This window comes from Phycicoccus sp., assembly GCF_035325325.1.
In the GTDB taxonomy this organism is placed as follows: domain Bacteria; phylum Actinomycetota; class Actinomycetes; order Actinomycetales; family Dermatophilaceae; genus Phycicoccus.
Genome location: NZ_DAOLAC010000012.1, coordinates 38,152 through 55,665 on the forward strand (window position 1 = coordinate 38,152; position 17,514 = coordinate 55,665).

Annotated in this window: 14 protein-coding genes; 5 read left to right on the forward strand and 9 right to left on the reverse strand. The window is 69.3% G+C overall.

Annotated elements, in window-relative coordinates; all coding sequences use genetic code 11:
* Positions 1-5: 5 nt before the first annotated feature.
* The 5 genes from PKA89_RS09385 to PKA89_RS09405 form a co-directional block, all read right to left on the reverse strand.
* The gene (locus PKA89_RS09385) at positions 6-1,562 is read right to left on the reverse strand and encodes a replication initiator (protein ID WP_324418856.1); all 1,557 of its coding nucleotides are present in this window, start codon (positions 1,560-1,562) and stop codon (positions 6-8) included.
* A gap of 12 nt (positions 1,563-1,574) precedes the next feature.
* On the reverse strand, positions 1,575-1,952 hold the full coding sequence (locus PKA89_RS09390; protein WP_324418857.1) for a WhiB family transcriptional regulator: 378 nt from the start codon (positions 1,950-1,952) through the stop codon (positions 1,575-1,577).
* Positions 1,949-3,103 (reverse strand): FtsK/SpoIIIE domain-containing protein, encoded by a 1,155-nt coding sequence (locus tag PKA89_RS09395; protein ID WP_324418858.1) that lies wholly within the window; start codon positions 3,101-3,103, stop codon positions 1,949-1,951. Before PKA89_RS09395 ends, PKA89_RS09390 begins: the two co-directional genes overlap by 4 nt.
* Positions 3,104-3,489: 386 nt before the next feature.
* Positions 3,490-3,750, reverse strand: a complete 261-nt coding sequence (locus PKA89_RS09400) for a hypothetical protein (protein ID WP_324418860.1) — start codon at positions 3,748-3,750, stop codon at positions 3,490-3,492.
* Positions 3,747-4,157 carry a plasmid replication, integration and excision activator gene (locus tag PKA89_RS09405; RefSeq protein WP_324418862.1) on the reverse strand — a complete coding sequence of 137 codons (411 nt, stop codon included), beginning with the start codon at positions 4,155-4,157 and terminating at the stop codon, positions 3,747-3,749. Before PKA89_RS09405 ends, PKA89_RS09400 begins: the two co-directional genes overlap by 4 nt.
* Positions 4,158-4,265: 108 nt before the next feature.
* Between PKA89_RS09405 and PKA89_RS09410 the strand changes: the two genes are divergently transcribed.
* Entirely contained in the window at positions 4,266-5,048 is a 783-nt protein-coding gene (locus tag PKA89_RS09410) for a GntR family transcriptional regulator (protein WP_324418864.1), read from the forward strand.
* Between the two features lie 559 nt (positions 5,049-5,607).
* Positions 5,608-8,484 carry an NACHT domain-containing protein gene (locus tag PKA89_RS09415; protein ID WP_324418866.1) on the forward strand — a complete coding sequence of 959 codons (2,877 nt, stop codon included), beginning with the start codon at positions 5,608-5,610 and terminating at the stop codon, positions 8,482-8,484.
* A gap of 195 nt (positions 8,485-8,679) precedes the next feature.
* On the opposite strand, the gene PKA89_RS09420 is transcribed toward PKA89_RS09415, so the two are convergent.
* Both PKA89_RS09420 and PKA89_RS09425 read right to left on the reverse strand, forming a co-directional pair.
* The gene (locus tag PKA89_RS09420; RefSeq protein WP_324418868.1) at positions 8,680-9,123 is read right to left on the reverse strand and encodes a hypothetical protein; all 444 of its coding nucleotides are present in this window, start codon (positions 9,121-9,123) and stop codon (positions 8,680-8,682) included.
* A 592-nt stretch (positions 9,124-9,715) separates the two neighbouring features.
* Complete coding sequence (locus PKA89_RS09425) at positions 9,716-10,936, reverse strand: IS256 family transposase (protein ID WP_324418870.1); 1,221 nt, start codon at positions 10,934-10,936, stop codon at positions 9,716-9,718.
* A 523-nt stretch (positions 10,937-11,459) separates the two neighbouring features.
* Here PKA89_RS09425 and PKA89_RS09430 point away from each other — a divergent pair.
* Together PKA89_RS09430 and PKA89_RS09435 are read left to right on the forward strand one after the other, a co-directional pair.
* Entirely contained in the window at positions 11,460-12,743 is a 1,284-nt protein-coding gene (locus tag PKA89_RS09430) for a D-alanyl-D-alanine carboxypeptidase (RefSeq protein ID WP_324418872.1), read from the forward strand.
* Positions 12,744-12,907: 164 nt separating this feature from the next.
* Positions 12,908-13,372 (forward strand): anthrone oxygenase family protein, encoded by a 465-nt coding sequence (locus PKA89_RS09435; RefSeq protein ID WP_324418874.1) that lies wholly within the window; start codon positions 12,908-12,910, stop codon positions 13,370-13,372.
* A 78-nt stretch (positions 13,373-13,450) separates the two neighbouring features.
* On the opposite strand, the gene PKA89_RS09440 is transcribed toward PKA89_RS09435, so the two are convergent.
* Positions 13,451-13,990 (reverse strand): hypothetical protein, encoded by a 540-nt coding sequence (locus PKA89_RS09440; RefSeq protein ID WP_324418876.1) that lies wholly within the window; start codon positions 13,988-13,990, stop codon positions 13,451-13,453.
* On the reverse strand, positions 13,987-15,234 hold the full coding sequence (locus PKA89_RS09445; RefSeq protein WP_324418878.1) for a low temperature requirement protein A: 1,248 nt from the start codon (positions 15,232-15,234) through the stop codon (positions 13,987-13,989). Before PKA89_RS09445 ends, PKA89_RS09440 begins: the two co-directional genes overlap by 4 nt.
* A gap of 143 nt (positions 15,235-15,377) precedes the next feature.
* On the opposite strand from PKA89_RS09445, the gene PKA89_RS09450 reads away from it, so the two are divergent.
* Entirely contained in the window at positions 15,378-17,249 is a 1,872-nt protein-coding gene (locus PKA89_RS09450; protein ID WP_324418939.1) for an acyl-CoA dehydrogenase, read from the forward strand.
* Positions 17,250-17,514 lie beyond the last annotated feature (265 nt).

A 17,514-nucleotide genomic window follows, 5' to 3' on the forward strand; every position in this document is an offset into this window, starting at 1 on the left:
CGCCATCACCTCGTGCTCGTCGTTGCTCCGTTGGTTCCTGTCCCCGCGTCGTGTCCGTCCCGTCGCTCCGCGCGCCACTGGTCGTACTCCCGCGCTCGGGCCGCGGCTGCCAGGGCGAGGGCTTCCTCGGCGGCGTCGCGCCACCCGGTGCCCAGGAAGGTCCACGAGCCGACGACGACAGTGGTCTCCTCCGCGTCGACGGCCAGAAGACGGCGCTCGAGGTCGCGAGTGTCGATCGGCTCACCAGTCCGTCGCGACTCCGCGGCCATCGCCTGCCACCGGGCCCGCGCACGGCGGAGCGCGCCCAGGGTCACCGAGTAGCGGCGTGACTTGGTGCCGAAGTGGCCGCGGAAGCCGAGCATGTGGACCCACTTGCTCATCCGCTGGTAGTCGTGGTCCTCGCCGTGGTGCCGTGCAGCTCGTTCCGCCAAGTCGGTGCACGCGGCCCGGAAGGCCACGATGTGCGGCCGGTGCTGGCCCTCGCCGTGCAGACCGGAGACGTCTTTGGTCGCGTACTTCGCGAGGTAGCCGGCGACCTGCCCCGGGGTGAGGGCCGCGGTCGGGTCGTCGCTCCGATGGCCGGGGGTGACCACACGGACGTCGAGCTGGGCACCCCAGGCCAGGACGCGCGGTGAGTCCTCGTCGTCGACGGGTTCCGCCAGGACGGTCACACCCGGAGCGGTCTCCCGGACGAGCGCCGCGAGCATCGGACCGTCGAGGGCGGCCGGCGCGGGTGCACCGATCCCGGCGTCGGCGGGCCCGTCGAGGCGGATCAGGGCGTGGAAGTGGACCAGGCCGCGGTCCTGGTACTCGGCGACCTTGGCGTACTGGATCGACGCGTGCTCGCCCAGCCCGGACTCCGTCACCCCCAGGTGGACGGCCACGGCCCGGCGCAGGGCGATGGTCGTGCGCCGCCACAGCTCGGGGGCGTGCCACTGCCACACGACCGCCGAGGCGGTGTCGTAGCACTCCGCACAGAACGGGGCGCCGGAGCTGGCGTCGCCGGGCTCGTGGACGGCGGTGCACCACTGCGGGCGTCCGTGCGGGCAGCGGGTCCGGTCGTCCCGACGCCGCGGACGACACGGTCTCCCGCCGCGGTGTCCGTGCACGAGCCCGAACGACGGGGCGGTGAACGTCGCGAACAGCAGCGGGTTGTCCGCCACCTGCTCCGGCACGGTCTTGCCCCCGGCGACCCCGGCACTGATCAGGGCGAAGGTGTCCCGGGCGTAGGTGCGCGAGCAGGCCGGGCAGACGTGCGCGCGCCGGTTCCCGCACGGCCGGTACAGCACCCCCAACGGTGCGTCCGCCGAGCGGAACGTCGAGAGCACTTCCCCGGTGCGGGCGTCGACGGTCGTCGAGGACCCCGCGAGCCGGACCGGGCGGGCGCAGTTGTGCACCGCGGTAAGCGTGTCGGCGAACGCGTCCATCGACCCGTCCGCGAACCGGCCAAGCAAGCCTGCACCGGTCGCGCCGTGCAGGGCCGGCACGTCGAGCGGGGCGTCCTCACCGAACCCGCCGAACCGTGCCGGGGGTCGGGTGGTGGGGAGCGCAGCGGTAGGCATGGCGGCCTCGGGTCAGGCGGCCCGGTCGGTGTGAAGCGCAGCGTCGACGACACTCCTCAGCGGGGCACCGTCGCGGAGGGCGTCGTCGAGCGGAAGGCGCTCGTCGGGGTCGAGCCCACCCCAGATGCCGTACTCCTCGCCGTACAGCAGCGCGGCGGCCAGGCACTTGCGGCGGACCGGGCATCCCGCGCAGATGGAGCGGGCGCGCCGAGCGGCAGGGGCGCGCGTGTCCTCGAACCAGCCGCCGTGCGGGGTGCCCGCGCAGGAGCCGCGTTCGCGCCAGCGGATGCCGTCGAGCTCGTCGAGGACGGCGGCGCTGGCTTCCACGTAGGGGAGGCGGATTCCATAGGGGTGCAGCGCGACCCGGTCCGGGCCGTACCGGTGGCTCATTCCGACCGCCTCCCGTCGGCCGACGTCGCACCGGCCGCCGCACGGGCTCGCGGGGCCCGCGGGGAGCGGGGACGCCGGGGGCGGGGCGCCCTCTCGGGCGGGCCGGTCGGCACCGACCTCAGCCGTGGCCCGTCCTCGGGGGTCTCGTCGACGGAGTCGCCGTCCTGCGGGGCTGGCGGAGACGGCACGACTTGGCTCCGGCACGGGTAGCGCGCGGCCAGCTCGCGGATCACCGGATCGGGCCAGTAGTCAGCGCGGACCCGGTCGCTGTTGCCCTCGTCGTCAACCACCCAGGCAGTGCCGGGTGCGGTCGGGGAGATCCGGTGGGCCGGGGCGGTCCGGGCCGCGCCGTCGCCGAGGACCATCGCGGTCTCCTGGTCCGACAGCAGACGTAGCGCCACTCGCTGGGTGAACAGGTTCCGCATCGTGACGACGTCCTTGCGCGGGTCCTGCACGAACGCGGCCACCACCACCCCGAGTGCGCGGCCCTTGGTCAGAAGCCGGGCCAGCAGGCGCGCGGCCTCCATACGGCTCTCCCGGTCGGCGTACGCGACGAGGTCAGCCAGCTCGTCGATGACCAGGACGTGCAGCGGGTCGCCCGGCCGCGGTGTGTGGGCGCGGACCTGACCGGCCATCGCCTGCCCGCGCCTCTCCGCGACGTCGAGCAGTGCCGCCAGGACGGCGAGGGCGTCGGGGCCGGTGTCGGCCACCGTGGCGAACAGGGCGCGACCCATCCGGAGCTCGACGCCGTGCTTCAGGTCGATGCCCCACAGCCGGACCGTGTCGGACGGCACCAGCGGCGCGAGCCCGGCGACCAGGCCCCACAGCACCGAGCCCTTCCCGGAACCTGAGCAGCCGGCGACGAGCGTGTGCCGCCCGGCGACGGTCAGCCCCCAGGTGCCGCCGACGTCCCGGCGTCCGAGCGGCAGCAGGTGGCCCGGCTCAGCCGAGGTCGGGGTGAGCGGGACTCTCCCGTCCCGTGGCCCCCGGAGCGCGTCGTGCATGACGAGCTCGACGAGGAGGGTCGAGGTCGAGCCCCGGTAGGCGGTGCACCGCCATGACAGGGCGTCCAGCGTCGCCGCCAAACCCGGCACGCCCGCTTCGAGCTGGTCCAGGGTCTGACCCGCCCGTGCCCGGACGACGAGGGTCACCGTCGAGCCTTCCGCACGGACCGACCGCAGCCGTGGGACCGCCTGTGCCGACCGCTGCCGGGAGCCGACCACCGAGCGGTCTCTCAGGAGGCGGGTCCAGCCGCACGCCTCCGCCAGACCCGTCCAGTTCCGTCGTACGTGCCGCCGCCACCGCCGACGCCGCGACGGCCCCGCCACGACCCGCTCGTACCCGGCCGGGAGGCACCAGGCCCACCCAGCAAGCGCCAACGGCACTGCGAGCCCCGTCGCGACCCACGCCATCAGCGACTCCCCGCGCACCCACGAGGCCACAGTCGCGAGCACGAGCCAGATCGCAACGATCCGGCGATGCCCGGTCAGCCAGAGCCACAGCCACCGGCCGAACCAGCCCAAGCGGCCAACGGCGCTCATCCCCGCTCGCCCCGCTCGTGCGTCTCACACGCCGCCAGGGCCCGGTCCACGCACGAGGCGGCGACGTCCAACCACCCGGCGACGCTTGCCATCGCCTCGGCGAAGCCCGGCACGTCCTCGCCCGCGTGACCCAGCCTGAGGATGTGCTCGGCCGCGTCCTCGGTCTTCGCGTGGACCCCCAGCAACTCCTCCGCCAACGCCTCATCCGTACCGACCCCGAACGAGCGGGCCAGCGCGTCGAGGTCCACGGAGGTCACGACGCGGCCTTCAAGGTCGAGCCGGGCGCGACCATCCCCTCCGCCCGGAACGACCATGCGAGACGGGGACGGGGCCCGGAGTCATCGATCCACGCCAGGGCCGTCAGCCCGACGAACTCGACCGGCGTCCAGGGCATGCCCGACTTGTTCTCCGGAGGCACCGGCTGCTGCTTCGCCGCGAACTTCACCGACAGCGCCGTCTCCTTCCGCGAGGCCTCCTCGTCCGCGTCCAGCACCGTCACCTGCCACAAGGGCAGGCCCGTGTCCTTGTCCACCTGCTGGGGACGTGACCCGTCCTCCCGCGGGGAAGCGTTGAAGTCGCCCACCGGCTCCACCGCCCCCTTCAAGAAGGCACCGGCCGGGAACACCTCGTGGTGCGCCACCTTCATTCGTCGCTGCATCGCCATGACTCGCTCCTCACTCCGGAAGTACTGGCTCAAGCCAGTGGATCTATTGGAGTGGCTTGAGCCAGTTCTGTCAAGAGGTGGCTTGCGCCAGTTGGCTAGGCTGTCATCATGGGAGTGACATCACGACACGTTCACGAGCCGGCCAGCCGGAGACTGGCGAACGAGCTGCGCGGACAGATCGGTCGCGGAGAGCTGGCACCCGGTGACCGCCTCCCGTCGGAGCGCGTCATGGCGGAGGAGCACGGAATCGCGCGCAACACGGCACGCGAAGCCGTCCGCCTACTCACCGACGAAGGCCTGGTGACGGCCGAACACGGACGCGGGGCATTCGTCCGCGCCCGGCCGCGCCTCATGCGCTTCGGGCAGCATCGCTACTCCCGCAAGGTGCGCGAGGAGACAGGGCTCTCCCCCTTCCATGCCGAGGTCATCGCCCAGGGCCTCACGCCAAACGCCACCCTCGACCGCATCGGCCGCGTTCAGCCACCCGCACACGTCGCCGAGCGCCTGGACGTCTCGCCTCGGACCAAGAGCGTCGTCGAGCGCGTCAACTGGTACTTCGTCGACGGTGAGCCCGTCCAGGTCGGCGCCACCTACATCCCCTGGGAAATCGCCAAGGGCACCGAACTCGCGACGGGCGACAACCTCGGGGCCGGCGACCTCTACGCGCGGTTCGAGGACCGGGGCTACGCCATCACCTACACGCGTGAAGAGGTCACCGCCCGCATGCCCACCCGAGACGAGGCGCGGGACCTCCGAATGCCCGGCGGCGTTCCGCTGCTCGTTGTGACCCACACCGGCTTGGACGAACAGCGGCGACCGTTCGAGCTCACCGAGTTCAAGATGCGCGCCGACTACTCAGGTCTGGACTACACGATGAAGGTGGACGACTGATGACTGCGACGATCCGGCCCCGAACCGACGAAGACTTGCCCGCTCTGGCCAAGGTGCTCGTCGAAGTGCACGCCACCGATGGCTACCCCGTCGAGGGCGTCGACGACCCCCTTGCCTGGCTCGACCTGCCGAACGCCATCGGAGCATGGACGGCCGAAGTTAACAGAACGCCAGTTGGGCACGTCTCCCTTACGGAGCCAGGGCCTGGAGACGAGGCGCCGCGACTGTTCGCCCGCCGCTTCGGCGCGGTCCCCACAGCCGTTCTTGGCCGCCTCTTCATCGCACCACCCGCTCGCGGCCAAGGACTCGCCCAAGCGCTCGTAGCAACAGCGAGTGAAGCGGCACGAAGGATCGGTCGCCGGGCAGTCCTGGACGTCATGCGGAAAGATCAAGCCGCCGTAGGCCTCTACGTCCGCCTGGGATGGACGCCGCTAGGGGAAGTGGCGCACCACGTCAACGAACACCGCGCAGAACCTGCCATCGCTATGGTGGGCCCGCCAACAGACTGCTAGTCGTCGGGCCACTGCCGACGTCGGCGCAAAGCAACCAAGGAGGGAAGTTGCTTGACGAGATCCTCGCCGGCTTCCTGGCGAACGTAGGCTCTGCAATGCTCGTTAGTGTCGTACGGACGGTAGCCAACCCTTCGTTTGACGATGCGCAGGCCCGCAGCGCGGCCCACCAAGTGCTGCAAGGCCGCGAAGACAAGGTATTGCTCACCGACGACCAGTTGCAGGACATCCTGAACTTCCTGCGCACCACGGACGCCATTCATTTACCTTGCCTGGCGACGTTGTTGTCCCCGCTCTCAAGATCGGAATCCAAGGCACTGGATGGCCACTTGAGAGATGACTTCACGCGCCGTGCCGTTGCGTACAGCGTGGCCAGTGAACGCGAAGATTGGTCAGATAGCACGCCCGTCGTCTGGGACCTATTGCGAAATTATGCCGACCAACTACTACCGAGCGAGCAAGTCGTCACTTCCTTCCTCGGATCCGATTACCACGCGCTACTGGCCTCGCCTTCCTACTCCGTCTTGGACGATTATTCAGCGGCGCTTCCCCCAGCGCTCTCTGAATTGCTAGAAGTCGTGAGGGACGTTCAACGACTAGAGCGCGCCCGGTTGGCAACGGCCGACATCTCAACGGCAAGTGCCGACATGTTCAGCGATGTCGTCACGCAACAGCTGTACGAGGATTCCCGCTACTCTCTTGATCAGCTCTTCGTCGACCGCACCCTGTCGGACTATCAAGATGAATCTCAATCGCTGAAGTTTGTCGCGCCGGACGATCTTCCTCATAGAGCCGTGATCATCGGGGATCCCGGCGTGGGGAAGAGCACGCTTCTCCGTCGCCTTACGCATCAGACCGCGACGGGCCACCGCCGAGTCGCCCCGATCTTCGTCCGAGTGCGAGAAGTCCCAGTCGATGCGGCACCGCTCACGCATCTCATCGTTGAACAACTCAAGACAACGTTGGCAATTCCTCTGACGGAAGACGCCCTGCTGGACTGTTTGACCATCGGGAAAGCGGCTCTGATCTTCGATGGAATTGACGAGATCACGGATCTCACCCATAGGCGGGACTTTATCCGGCGGATTGAAGCGCTAGCCAGACGCTATCCTTTGTGCAAGGTTGTGATCTCGAGCAGGCGCATAGGGTATCCACGAGCAAAGTTCAATGACGACTATCGAGTTTATCTACTCAATCAGTACTCCGACGCGCAAGTCGTCGAATATACGCGCAGGTGGTTCTCGCTAACCGGGAGGCCCATCGATGAAGTCGACGATTTCCTGGCGGAATCGCGAACGATTGAGGATGTGCGCCGCAACCCGTTGATGCTGTCCCTTCTTTGTACTCTTCATCGAGCGAAGGGCTACATACCCCAGAATCGGCGGAGCGTCTACTCTGATTGCGCCGACCTACTCTTTCGACGCTGGGACGCTATGCGACACGTGGCGCAGCCTTTCGACCATCGCCAGTACGGCGAACGACTTATGCAAGAGCTTGCGTACTTCTACTACACCACACCGTCAACACGGGGTGCGCTTGACGAACGTCAGCTGGCCAAAGTCATATGCAGCTTCCTTACGGACACCGCCGGGATCGATCCTGAGTCCGCTGCGACTCGCGCAAGCGACTTCCTTGAGTTTTGCGCGGACCGCGCGTGGCTCCTCAGCGCCCGCGGATATTCAACCAATGATCTACGACTGTTCGGGTTCACGCACAGCACATTCCTGGAATTCTTTTCCGCGGAGGCTATGATCCGCAAGAGTGGCTCCAAGGATGCCGCCGTCCAAAAGATCATGGAAGCATACGCACGAAACCCTAGCTCTCTTATCGCGGAACTAATGGTTCAAGCGGCCGAGGATAAGTATGAGGGTGCCGCAGAGACACTCGTTTCTCGGCTTATCGGCTCGCGTGTGCAGCCCGTCGCGGGCGAAGCTGGGTCATTGAGCCTTTGTCTGCGAGTTGCGAACGCAACACCCCTTCGCGCCAAGACTATGGATTGGGTTCTCGATCGTCTATTCGGAACATGGCGCGATGGTGATCCAAATCTTGCACACTCTGAAATGCTTGCCCTTCTCGAGCTATACCGAGATCCGATGGCTAGGGTACTAGTGCGGCTGGGGATCGGCGAGGACGAAGGCCACGCCACTGATGCGCTGATTGAATTCTCGCGGCGGTATGCCAGGCTGTACTTGATAAGCGAATCATCCGTATTCGATTCTACCTGGCTCCCAACTGTTGAAGAGTGCCTTGTCTCAGATTCCCGGACTTGGTCAGATTCGGCAGTTGCTCAGTTCCTCTCCCTTCGAGATGCAGGCCAGTTCCAGATATTTCTCCAGGCGACATCTCCACAACTAAGGCTTGCAAACCGCATTTTCGGAACCTGCGTGCCTGGACTTCCCCTGATGGCACTGCATAGCGTTGCCACTGGCGCTCCAATTCCGCATGCTGGCGATGTGCTTCAGTGGACGAGTGAGCGCGTGATACCGCGCATGCAGGTAACGGATGAGATTGCTCGCACGATTATGTATTCAGTTGAGGAACTGTCTCGCGATTGGCACAAGTTTCGTGAATTCGCTTGGAGTTCTGCTAGGCCCAAGCATGTGCGCGACGTGATGCTGTGGCTTCAATGCCTTCTCATCGAAAGCTCGTTGGACGACACTATTACGTTTGCGTTGCGCGACGATCCGGACATACCGGTTCGGACGCTCAAGACAGTTAGTTTCCACCGGACAAGCCGAGGACCCCGAAACAGAGACGAGCCAACCCCTCAGGTCGAAGTCGTTGTCCCCGGAGCGCCCACTTGGTTCACAATGTGGCTCAGAGGCGACTACCGCATCGTCCCATCCAGCCGGTCTGCAGACACTAGCAAGGGATTCTTTAATAAGGCGGTCGTGAGCGCCGCCAGGCCGCCAGAACGCTCCATATAATTTGGCACTCCTAGCATGCCTGTGAGGACTTTCCTTACTGACTCAAGGCGCGCCTCCGGCGCGCAGAAGCGCGGGGGGCCCCGCGACAGGGACCCCCGCGCTCCGGGCGCTGCGCGCCCTCCGCGCACCCCCGTCGCACCCCGCGCCCAACCTTACGGCAAGTGCTTCCCCTCAGCGGCCGGCCGGAACTGGGCTTCAGCCTCCGCCATCCGCACGCATACGGTCGACGGCCTGGCGGCGCAGCCTTTCCAGCTCTACGACCGCGCCGTGCGCTCGACGACCGATGATCGGGGAAGCCCCTCGCGGCCACGAGAACGCCGAAACACGGACTTCTCGAAGATCGCCCAAGCGCATCGACATGCCGCCGTCGAAGACGAACCGATCTACCTCGTCCCAGGGGATGCGATACCGCTGCACGAAGTTGACGACCAGCACGTACTCACTCATAGCGATCACTCGCAAGAACCAGAACCGAACGATCACGACGAGGACTACGGCGGCGCCGAACGATCCAACCGATCTCTGCCCTGTCGACAGGCGGGCCTCGAACGCCGTCGAAGCCAGAACCACCACCACGAACAGGAGAGGGGCCGCACACACCAGCCGCTGCACGCGCGACAAGCGGAAGACGTTCGCCACGAATACATGATGACCCATCAACCGCCGCCGACCCTGCGCTCCACTCTCCGCCAGCCTCCGGGCCGCCTCAAGGGCGCTACGCGTCGCTGCGCGATGACCTCCGGCCACCCTTGACCCGACCACTCCGGCTGGCTCCCCTGCTCCGCTACGGATCGGTGGCTCTCCCTGCCCGCGTGCCCAATCGTGCCCAATCACCCTCCAGAACGCACCAATCAGGCACCACCAAAGCCACTGCAGCCGTGCGTGATCGCAGCCCGGAAGGACCCGTCCGCTCGCTTCCCAAGCTGGACACGCGGGTTCGATTCCCGTCATCGGCTCTGAACGAAGGAACCCCCGACACGCTTTTCGTCGGGGGTTCCTTCGTTCAGACACGGAAGCACGACGGGAATCGGGACGATCCCCTCGCGAGCGAAGCGAGCCCCCCGTGAGGGATCCCGTCATCGGCTCTGAACGACGAAGGACCGGACACGCTTTTCCGTCCGGTCCTTCGTCGTTCACTGGTGAGGTGAGCCGGGAATCGGCGGGTCCCACGCGCGCCGCGGTAAGAGTCCCGCGGAGTGGTGGGCTTTGAGGTCATCTCGATGCCGACCGGTCAGCCCTGGTTGAGGGCGACGGGGTCATCATGCTCGGTGGTGCCGATCTTGGCCATGGATTCTTCGGAGAGGTAGCGGCGTTCGTCGGTGGCCCACTCGTCGTGGGTGTCGGCCAGGACGGCTCCGATGAGGCGGATGACGGCGGCTTCGTTGGGGAAGATGCCCACGACGCGGGAGCGGCGCTTGATCTCCTTGTTCAGCCGCTCCAGGGGGTTGGTGGACCAGATCTTGCGCCAGTGCTCCCGGGGGAACCCGGCGAAGGCGAGGACCTCGGTCTTGGCGTCGTCCATCAACGGCCCGACCTTGGGGTAGCGGGCGGCCAGCTCGTCGCGGACCTTGTCCCACTGCTTGGCCATCGGGGCGAGACGGGGTTGGGCGAAGATCGTGCGGAACACCGCGGCGACCATCTCCCGCTCGCCCTTGGACACGTGCGCCAGGACGTTGCGGATGAAGTGCACCCGGCACCGTTGGTGCGCCGCGCCCTGCAGGGCCCGACCGATCGCGGCGGTCAGGCCGGCGTGCTGGTCGGAGATCACCAGGCGCACCCCGGACAGGCCGCGCTTCTTCAGCCCGGTCAGGAACGCCCGCCAGAACACCTCGTCCTCGCTGTCGCCGACGTCCAGACCCAGGATCTCCCGGCGACCCTCACTGGTGACGCCGGTGGCAACCACGACCGCCTTGGACACGACCATGGCCTGCTCGGTGCGCACGTGCAGGTAGGTCGCGTCGAGGTACACGTACGGGAACTCGAGATGGTCCAGGCGTCGGGTGCGGAACGCCCCGACGGTCTCGGCGAGGCCGGCACAGATCCGGGAGACCTCGGACTTGGAGATGCCCGACCCGCCGAGGGCGACCACCAGGTCATCGACGGAGCGGGTGGACACGCCGTGGACGTAGGCCTCCATCACCACCGCGTACAGCGCTTGGTCCACCCGCCGACGCGGCTCCAGGATGCTGGGGAAGAAGCTCCCGGCGCGCAGCTTCGGGATCGCCAGCTGGATGTCCCCGGCGTGCGTGGTGAGCAGCCGCGGCCGGGTGCCGTTGCGTTCGGTCGCGCGGGTCTCGGTGCGTTCGTAGCGGCCGGCTCCGACCGCGGCCGTGGCTTCGGTCTCGATCAGCTCCTGCATCGCGACCCGGACGCATTCTCGGATGAAGTCGGTGCCCTCGCCGGTGCGGAACACCTCGAACAGCTCGGACACGGCAGACTGGGGCAAGGCCATCGGTGAGGTCTCCTTCGATGCGTGCTTGGCGGTACACATCGAGAATCTCGCCGGTGGCCCCCTCTATTCAGGACGCCGCGCCGTCACCCAAACCCCACCACTCCACGGGGCGCTGTCGCGCCGCGTGGGAGGACCCGCACGCGAGCGCAGCGAGCCCCCCTGGGACGGATCCCGTCATCGGCTCTGAACGAAGGAACCCCCGACACGCTTTTCGTCGGGGGTTCCTTCGTTCAGACACGGAAGCACGACGGGAATCGGGACGATCCCCTCGCGAGCGAAGCGAGCCCCCCGTGAGGGATCCCGTCATCGGCCCTTCGGGTCGTGGGCAGGTCCACGCCGGCAACCGTGCCAGCACCTCGGCGTCAGGACCTCGAGCGCAACGCATTCCTGTGGAACCACTCAAGCCGACGCCGTCGGGTTCCCGTGTCCTCCGCACGCCGACCGCAGCACGGAGGTAGCCTCCTGGCACCGTCGGTTGGCAGGGGCCCTCGGCCCCGTGCCCGTACCCCGAGAAGGTCCCACCATGACCCTCCACCGCCGACCCGCGACGGTCCTCCTCTCCCTCCTGACGGCCATGGCGCTGACGGTGCTGCTGGGCCAGCCCGGCGCCTCCGCCCGGCCCCTGCCGGGGACCCGTCCCCCCGAGCCGTACGTGTGGGGACCGAACGTCGCGGACCAGCGGATGGTGGCGATGCTGACCGCCCGGGCCGCGAGCTCGACCTTCGGCGCGGGATTCAGCGGTGTGGTCATCGACGCGGGAACCAACAAGGTCCTCTGGGGGCGCAATGCCTCCACCGCGCTCATGCCGGCCTCGAACACCAAGCTCGTCACCGCCCAGAACGCGCTGTCGGCCCTCGGCCCCGACACCCGGTACACCACCACGGTGCAGCAGGGTGCGACACCGGACGTCGTCGTCGTCCACGGGGTCGGCGACCCGACCCTGTCGAGTGCGATGCTCGACTCGATGGCCGCCAGCACCGCCGCGGCCCTGCGGAGCAGCGGCCAGCCGAGGGCCCAGATCTACATCGACGACAGCGTGTTCCCGGCACCCACGCTGGCCGGAGGCTGGCTCAGCAGCTACGTGCCCTCCTCCTTCACCCCGCTGCGCGGACTGGTCCGGGACCAGCGGGACGTCGCCGACACCTCCGCCGACGTGGGCGTCTACTTCGCGACCCGGCTGCAGGCCCAGGGCATCACCTCCCACTACCGCGGCAGGACCCAGGTCGCCGCGACGGCCCCCGTGATCGCGTCAGCGGCCGGCTCCCCGGTCTCGACGATGGTTCAGCGGATGCTCATCAGCAGCGACAACGAGATCGCGGAGGCCCTGGGCCGGCTGGTCGCCCTGAAGCTGGGCTACGCCGCGACCTGGAGCGGCGGACGAGTGGGCCAGCACGTGCAGATGACCCGCTCGGGGCTGGCGATGACCACGCTGTACGACAGCTCCGGCCTCTCGCGCGCCGACCGGATGAGCGCGGTGCAGCTGGCCCGCATCGTCGACGCCGCCGTCGACCCCGCCCGACCCCAGCTGGCCGCGATCACCGGGCCGTGGGCGCTCCCCACATCGGGGCGGACCGGGACGCTCTCCGCGTCGTCCGGCCGCTTCACCACCGCCCCGTCGAGCTGCGCCGCGGGGCTCGTCCGCGCCAAGACCGGCACCCTCTCCGACGTCGTCGCGCTCTCCGGGTACACGGTGGGAGCCGATGGACGCACCAAGGTGTTCTCCTTCCTCGTCAACGGCAAGCGCTCGAGCCTGGCGCTGCAGCGGGCGGTCGACGGCCTGGCCGCAACGATCACCGGCTGCTGGTGACGGGGTCGCCTGCCGTCGGGGACCGCCGCGACATCGGTGAGGCAGGCCCGCCGCACCGGCTGCGCTGGTGGGGCGCGACGACCGTGACGCGCCGGAACGACGCGAACCCGCGTCCGTCGCGCCAGCTCGACGGGGCGCAGCCGTCCGGGGCCTAGGCTCGCGGCATGGCGCAGGTCCTCCTCGTCGCGGCGACAGTCTCGGCCGGACTGCTCGCCGGCGTCTACCTGCTCTACGCGCACACCGTGATGCCCGCCGTTCGCGACCTGCCCGACGACGTCGCCGTCACCACCTTCGCCGCGCTCGACCGCCGCATCGTCAACCCGTGGTTCATGGCCACGGCCTTCGTCGGGGCTCCGCTGCTCGCGGCAGCAGCCCTCCTCGCCGCCTCGCCGACCCAGCGCCCCTGGGTCGGCGCCGCCCTCGTGCTGCACCTCGTCGGGACGGTCGTGACCGTCCGGGTCCACCTGCCGCGCAACGACGCACTCAAGGCCGCCGCCGCAGCCGGCGACGACGCGGCCGCCGCGCGCCCACTGCTCGACGAACCGACCTGGGTGCGCTGGAACCTCGTCCGCGTCGTCGTGTCGGTGGCCGCCACGGCCCTGATCGCAACGGCGCTGGCCCGCGGCTGAGCCCTGGCCCCCGGGGTCGTGTGCCGAGGTGGTCGCCGGGACGACCACCTGAGCACACGACGCCACCGCGGCAGCGACTCAGCTGCTCGGGACGACCCAGCCGATGACGGTGACGACGCCGATGACGGCGCACACGACGAACAGGGCGGCGAGGATCCAGCCGATGACCTGGGCGCCGTCGACTCCGCCGCCCTCCGCGTCGTCCCCGTCCTCGGGACGCGCGACGAGCTCACCGTGCCGCACGAGGGGCTCGTCCGGCGCGTCGAGCCGCGGCTCCGCGACGAGCGCCTTCGCGTGCAGCGCCTCGATCCGGGCGGCCCGCGGCTCCGCGCGCACCGGCTGGGGCAGCGAGCGCCACATCACGGCGAAGTCGTCCCCGGACTGCTCGCGCCACGCCGCGACCGCCTCGTCGGCCTCCGGACCCTTCGCACCGGCGGCGAACCACATCGCCCCGGCCCGCGGCAGGTCACCCATCCCGTGGAGCACGTGACCGAGGAGGGTGAGCGCCTCGGCGTCCTCGGCGGTCTCGACGTGCGCCGCGAGCAGGTCGCGCGCCTTCCACGAGCGCCCGGCGTCGACGTGGGCACGGGCCTCGGCGAGGACGTCGTCGGCGCTCACGCGGCCACCTCCACCGGACCGGCCGCCGCCGACCCCACGACGACCTTGTGGACGACGACCCCGGCCGCGACGATCCCCACCCCGAGGACCGCCCAGGCGATCGAGGGCGCGAGGAGGGCGACGAGGACGCAGCCGCCGGCCACGAGGAGCCCCGGCGCGAGCGACGCGAGCCCGCCGCCGTCGGCGAGCGCGTGCAGGGCGGACAGCGCGAGCATCGCCACCACCACCGACACCGCCAGGGCGAGCGCGATGCCCCGGGGCGACGCCTCGGACGACCCCGCCACGACGTCGACGGCGGCCGCCAGCGCGGACCCCACCGCCGCGATCGAGGCGAACACGAGGTAGTGCCCGTAGCCGAAGACCCACACCATCCGCTCCCGCTCGACCAGCTCGGCGTTCTCGCGGGCGAAGTAGCCCCACCACAGCGAGAACACGACGAGGAGCCCGCCGACGATGAGCGGCACCATCCCCCACGTGACACCGGCGGTGGCGGAGGTCTCGAACGGCGCCGTGTGCCCCCCACCGCCCTCGCTGCCGGCACCCGCGGCGATGACGCCCTGGACGGCGGCCACGGCGGCGAGGATGACCTCACCGAGGACGATGATCGTCATGAGGCCGTAGCGCTCGGCGATGTGGTGCGGGTGGAACGGCGTGTAGCCGCTGCGACCCTCGGCGAGCAGGGGCACGGCGAGCTCGGCGCCCACGAGGAGCACGAAGGTCGCGACGAGCCATCCCTCGGGCGCCCAGAGCCGGGCGATCCACAGCACCTGGACGGCCGCGATGCCGCCGGCGTAGGTCAGGGCCGTCAACCGCCCCTCCGGGTGCCCCGCTGCGGCCCGCAGCCACATCGCGACCATCCCGAACCGCATGACGGCGTAGCCCGCGACGACGACTCCCGAGTTGCCGCTGTCGAAGAGCTGGGGCACCCCGGCCGCGAGGACCAGCGCCCCGCTCATGATGACGAAGGTGAGCAGCCGGAACCCGACGTCGTCGTTGTCGTACGCCGAGGCGAACCACGTGTAGTTCATCCACGCCCACCAGATGGCGAACCAGGTGAGGACGTACCCGAGCACGGTGCCGTAGTGCCCGGCGGACAGCCCGTGGTGCAGCTGGGCGGCGTTGCTCGCGACGGCGACGACGAAGACGAGGTCGAAGAGGAGCTCGAGCGGCGTCGAGACGCGTCCGTCCTCGTGCGGGTCGCGCGCGGTGACGGCGCGTCGCAGCGGGACCGGGACGATGCTCACCTCCCCGAGTATGCCGCCGCCCGGCGCGAGCGGCCCGGCACGGCGCACCACCTGCGGGAAGACCCGACCGGTTGCGTGTGTTACCCATGAGTAGCACACTGGTGAGCAAGCGCTCACTTTGCGACGTCTCCGGGAGGACCACCATGGGCCACTACAAGAGCAACCTGCGCGACATCGAGTTCACCCTCTTCGAGGTGCTCGGTCGCGGGGACGTGCTGGGCACCGGCCCGTACGCCGAGCTCGACGCCGACACCGCCCGCGAGATGCTCAAGGAGGTCTCCCGGCTCGCCGAGCACGAGATCGCCGAGTCCTTCGCCGACGCCGACCGCCACCCGCCGGTCTACGACCCCCAGACCCAGGCCGTCACCATGCCCGAGTCGTTCGCGAAGTCCTTCGCGGCCTACCGCGACAGCGGCTTCTGGAACATCGACCTGCCCGCCGAGCTCGACGGCACCGTGGCCCCGCCGAGCCTGCGCTGGGCGGTCAACGAGATGCTCCTCGGCGCCAACCCGGCCCTCGCGATGTTCGCGGCGTCCTACTCCTTCGCCAAGCTGCTCCACGTCCTCGGCACCCCGGAGCAGAAGCAGCTCGCGAAGTGGATCGTCGAGAAGGGCTGGCACTGCACGATGGTGCTCACCGAGCCCGACGCCGGCTCGGACGTCGGCGCCGGCCGCACCAAGGCCGTGCAGAACGACGACGGCACCTGGACCATCACCGGCGTGAAGCGGTTCATCACGAGCGCCGAGTCCGACATGGTCGACAACGTCGTCCACTTCGTCCTCGCCCGCCCCGAGGGCGCCGGCCCGGGCACGAAGGGCCTCTCCCTCTTCATCCTGCCGAAGTACCACGTCGACCTCGAGACCGGTGAGCTCGGCGAGCGCAACGGCGTCTACGTGACCAACGTCGAGAAGAAGATGGGCCTCAAGGTCTCCCCCACCTGCGAGCTCACCTTCGGCGGCGACGCCCCGGCCACCGGGACCCTCCTCGGCGAGGTGCACGACGGCATCGCGCAGATGTTCCACGTCATCGAGAACGCCCGGATGATGGTGGGCACGAAGGCGATCGCCACGCTGTCGAGCGGCTACCTCAACGCGCTCGAGTACGCGAAGGAGCGCGTGCAGGGCGCCGACCTGACCCAGATGACCGACAAGACCGCGCCGCGGGTCACCATCACCCACCACCCCGACGTGCGCCGCTCGCTGATGCTCCAGAAGGCGTACGCCGAGGGCCTGCGCGCGCTCGTCCTCTACACCGCGAGCCAGCAGGACGTCGTCGACCAGCACGTGCTGACCACCGGCGAGGAGACCTTCGAGAAGGGCTCGCCCGCCGACGTCGCCAACCGGGTCAACGACCTGCTGCTGCCGATCGTCAAGGGCCTCGGGTCGGAGCGCGCCTGGGTGCTGCTCGGCACCGAGTCGCTGCAGACCTTCGGCGGCTCCGGCTTCCTCCAGGACTACCCGGTCGAGCAGTACGTCCGCGACGCGAAGATCGACACGCTCTACGAGGGCACGACGGCCATCCAGGGCATGGACTTCTTCTTCCGCAAGATCGTCCGCGACAAGGGCCAGGCCCTGACCCACCTCGCCACCCAGATGCAGGAGTTCGCCAAGGACCTCGGCGCGCACGGCGGCCGCATCGACCGCGAGCGCGAGCTGCTCGGCCGGGGCGTCGAGGACGTGCAGGGCATCCTCGGCTACATGGTCGGCGAGCTGATGAAGTCCGACCCGCGCCAGGGCGGCGAGCTGCCGAACCTCTACAAGGTCGGCCAGAACACCTCGCGGCTGCTGCTCGGCGCCGGCGACCTCGTCGTCGGCTGGCTGCTGCTGCGCCAGGCCGCCGTCGCGCTCGAGAAGCTCGAGGCCGGCGCCGAGGGCCGGGACAAGGACTTCTACGAGGGCAAGGTCGCGGCGGCACAGTTCTACGCCCGGCAGGTCCTCCCGCGGCTGACCGCCGAGCGGGCGATGGCCGAGGCCACCGACAACGACCTCATGGACGTCCCCGAGTCGGCCTTCTGAGGCCTCGCCTCCTGCGGCCCCCTCGACCCCGGGCCCGGCGCGTTGCCCGGAGCACGCGCCGAGCCCGGACCCACGACGACGGCCCGCCCTCTCTCGGGAGGGCGGGCCGTCGGTCGTCGTGCGGGGGGTCGGTCAGTGCGGGTCGATGTCCGTGCGGTCGACGCGCGTGCCGGTGGCCGGGTCGACGTGGCTCTCGCGGGTCGTCGTCACCCGCCCGGTGCGGCGGCTGCCGGCACCCCCCCGCCTCCGCGGGCGGCAGCCTCCG

Excerpts from the sequence above, each read along its gene's own strand:
- PKA89_RS09425 (WP_324418870.1), bottom strand. The coding sequence starts at position 10,936 with ATGGCCTTGCCCCAGTCTGCCGTGTCCGAGCTGTTCGAGGTGTTCCGC.
- PKA89_RS09385 (WP_324418856.1), bottom strand. The coding sequence starts at position 1,562 with ATGCCTACCGCTGCGCTCCCCACCACCCGACCCCCGGCACGGTTCGGC.
- PKA89_RS09450 (WP_324418939.1), top strand. The coding sequence starts at position 15,378 with ATGGGCCACTACAAGAGCAACCTGCGCGACATCGAGTTCACCCTCTTC.
- PKA89_RS09390 (WP_324418857.1), bottom strand. The coding sequence starts at position 1,952 with ATGAGCCACCGGTACGGCCCGGACCGGGTCGCGCTGCACCCCTATGGA.
- PKA89_RS09405 (WP_324418862.1), bottom strand. The coding sequence starts at position 4,157 with ATGGCGATGCAGCGACGAATGAAGGTGGCGCACCACGAGGTGTTCCCG.
- PKA89_RS09430 (WP_324418872.1), top strand. The coding sequence starts at position 11,460 with ATGACCCTCCACCGCCGACCCGCGACGGTCCTCCTCTCCCTCCTGACG.
- PKA89_RS09435 (WP_324418874.1), top strand. The coding sequence starts at position 12,908 with ATGGCGCAGGTCCTCCTCGTCGCGGCGACAGTCTCGGCCGGACTGCTC.
- PKA89_RS09410 (WP_324418864.1), top strand. The coding sequence starts at position 4,266 with ATGGGAGTGACATCACGACACGTTCACGAGCCGGCCAGCCGGAGACTG.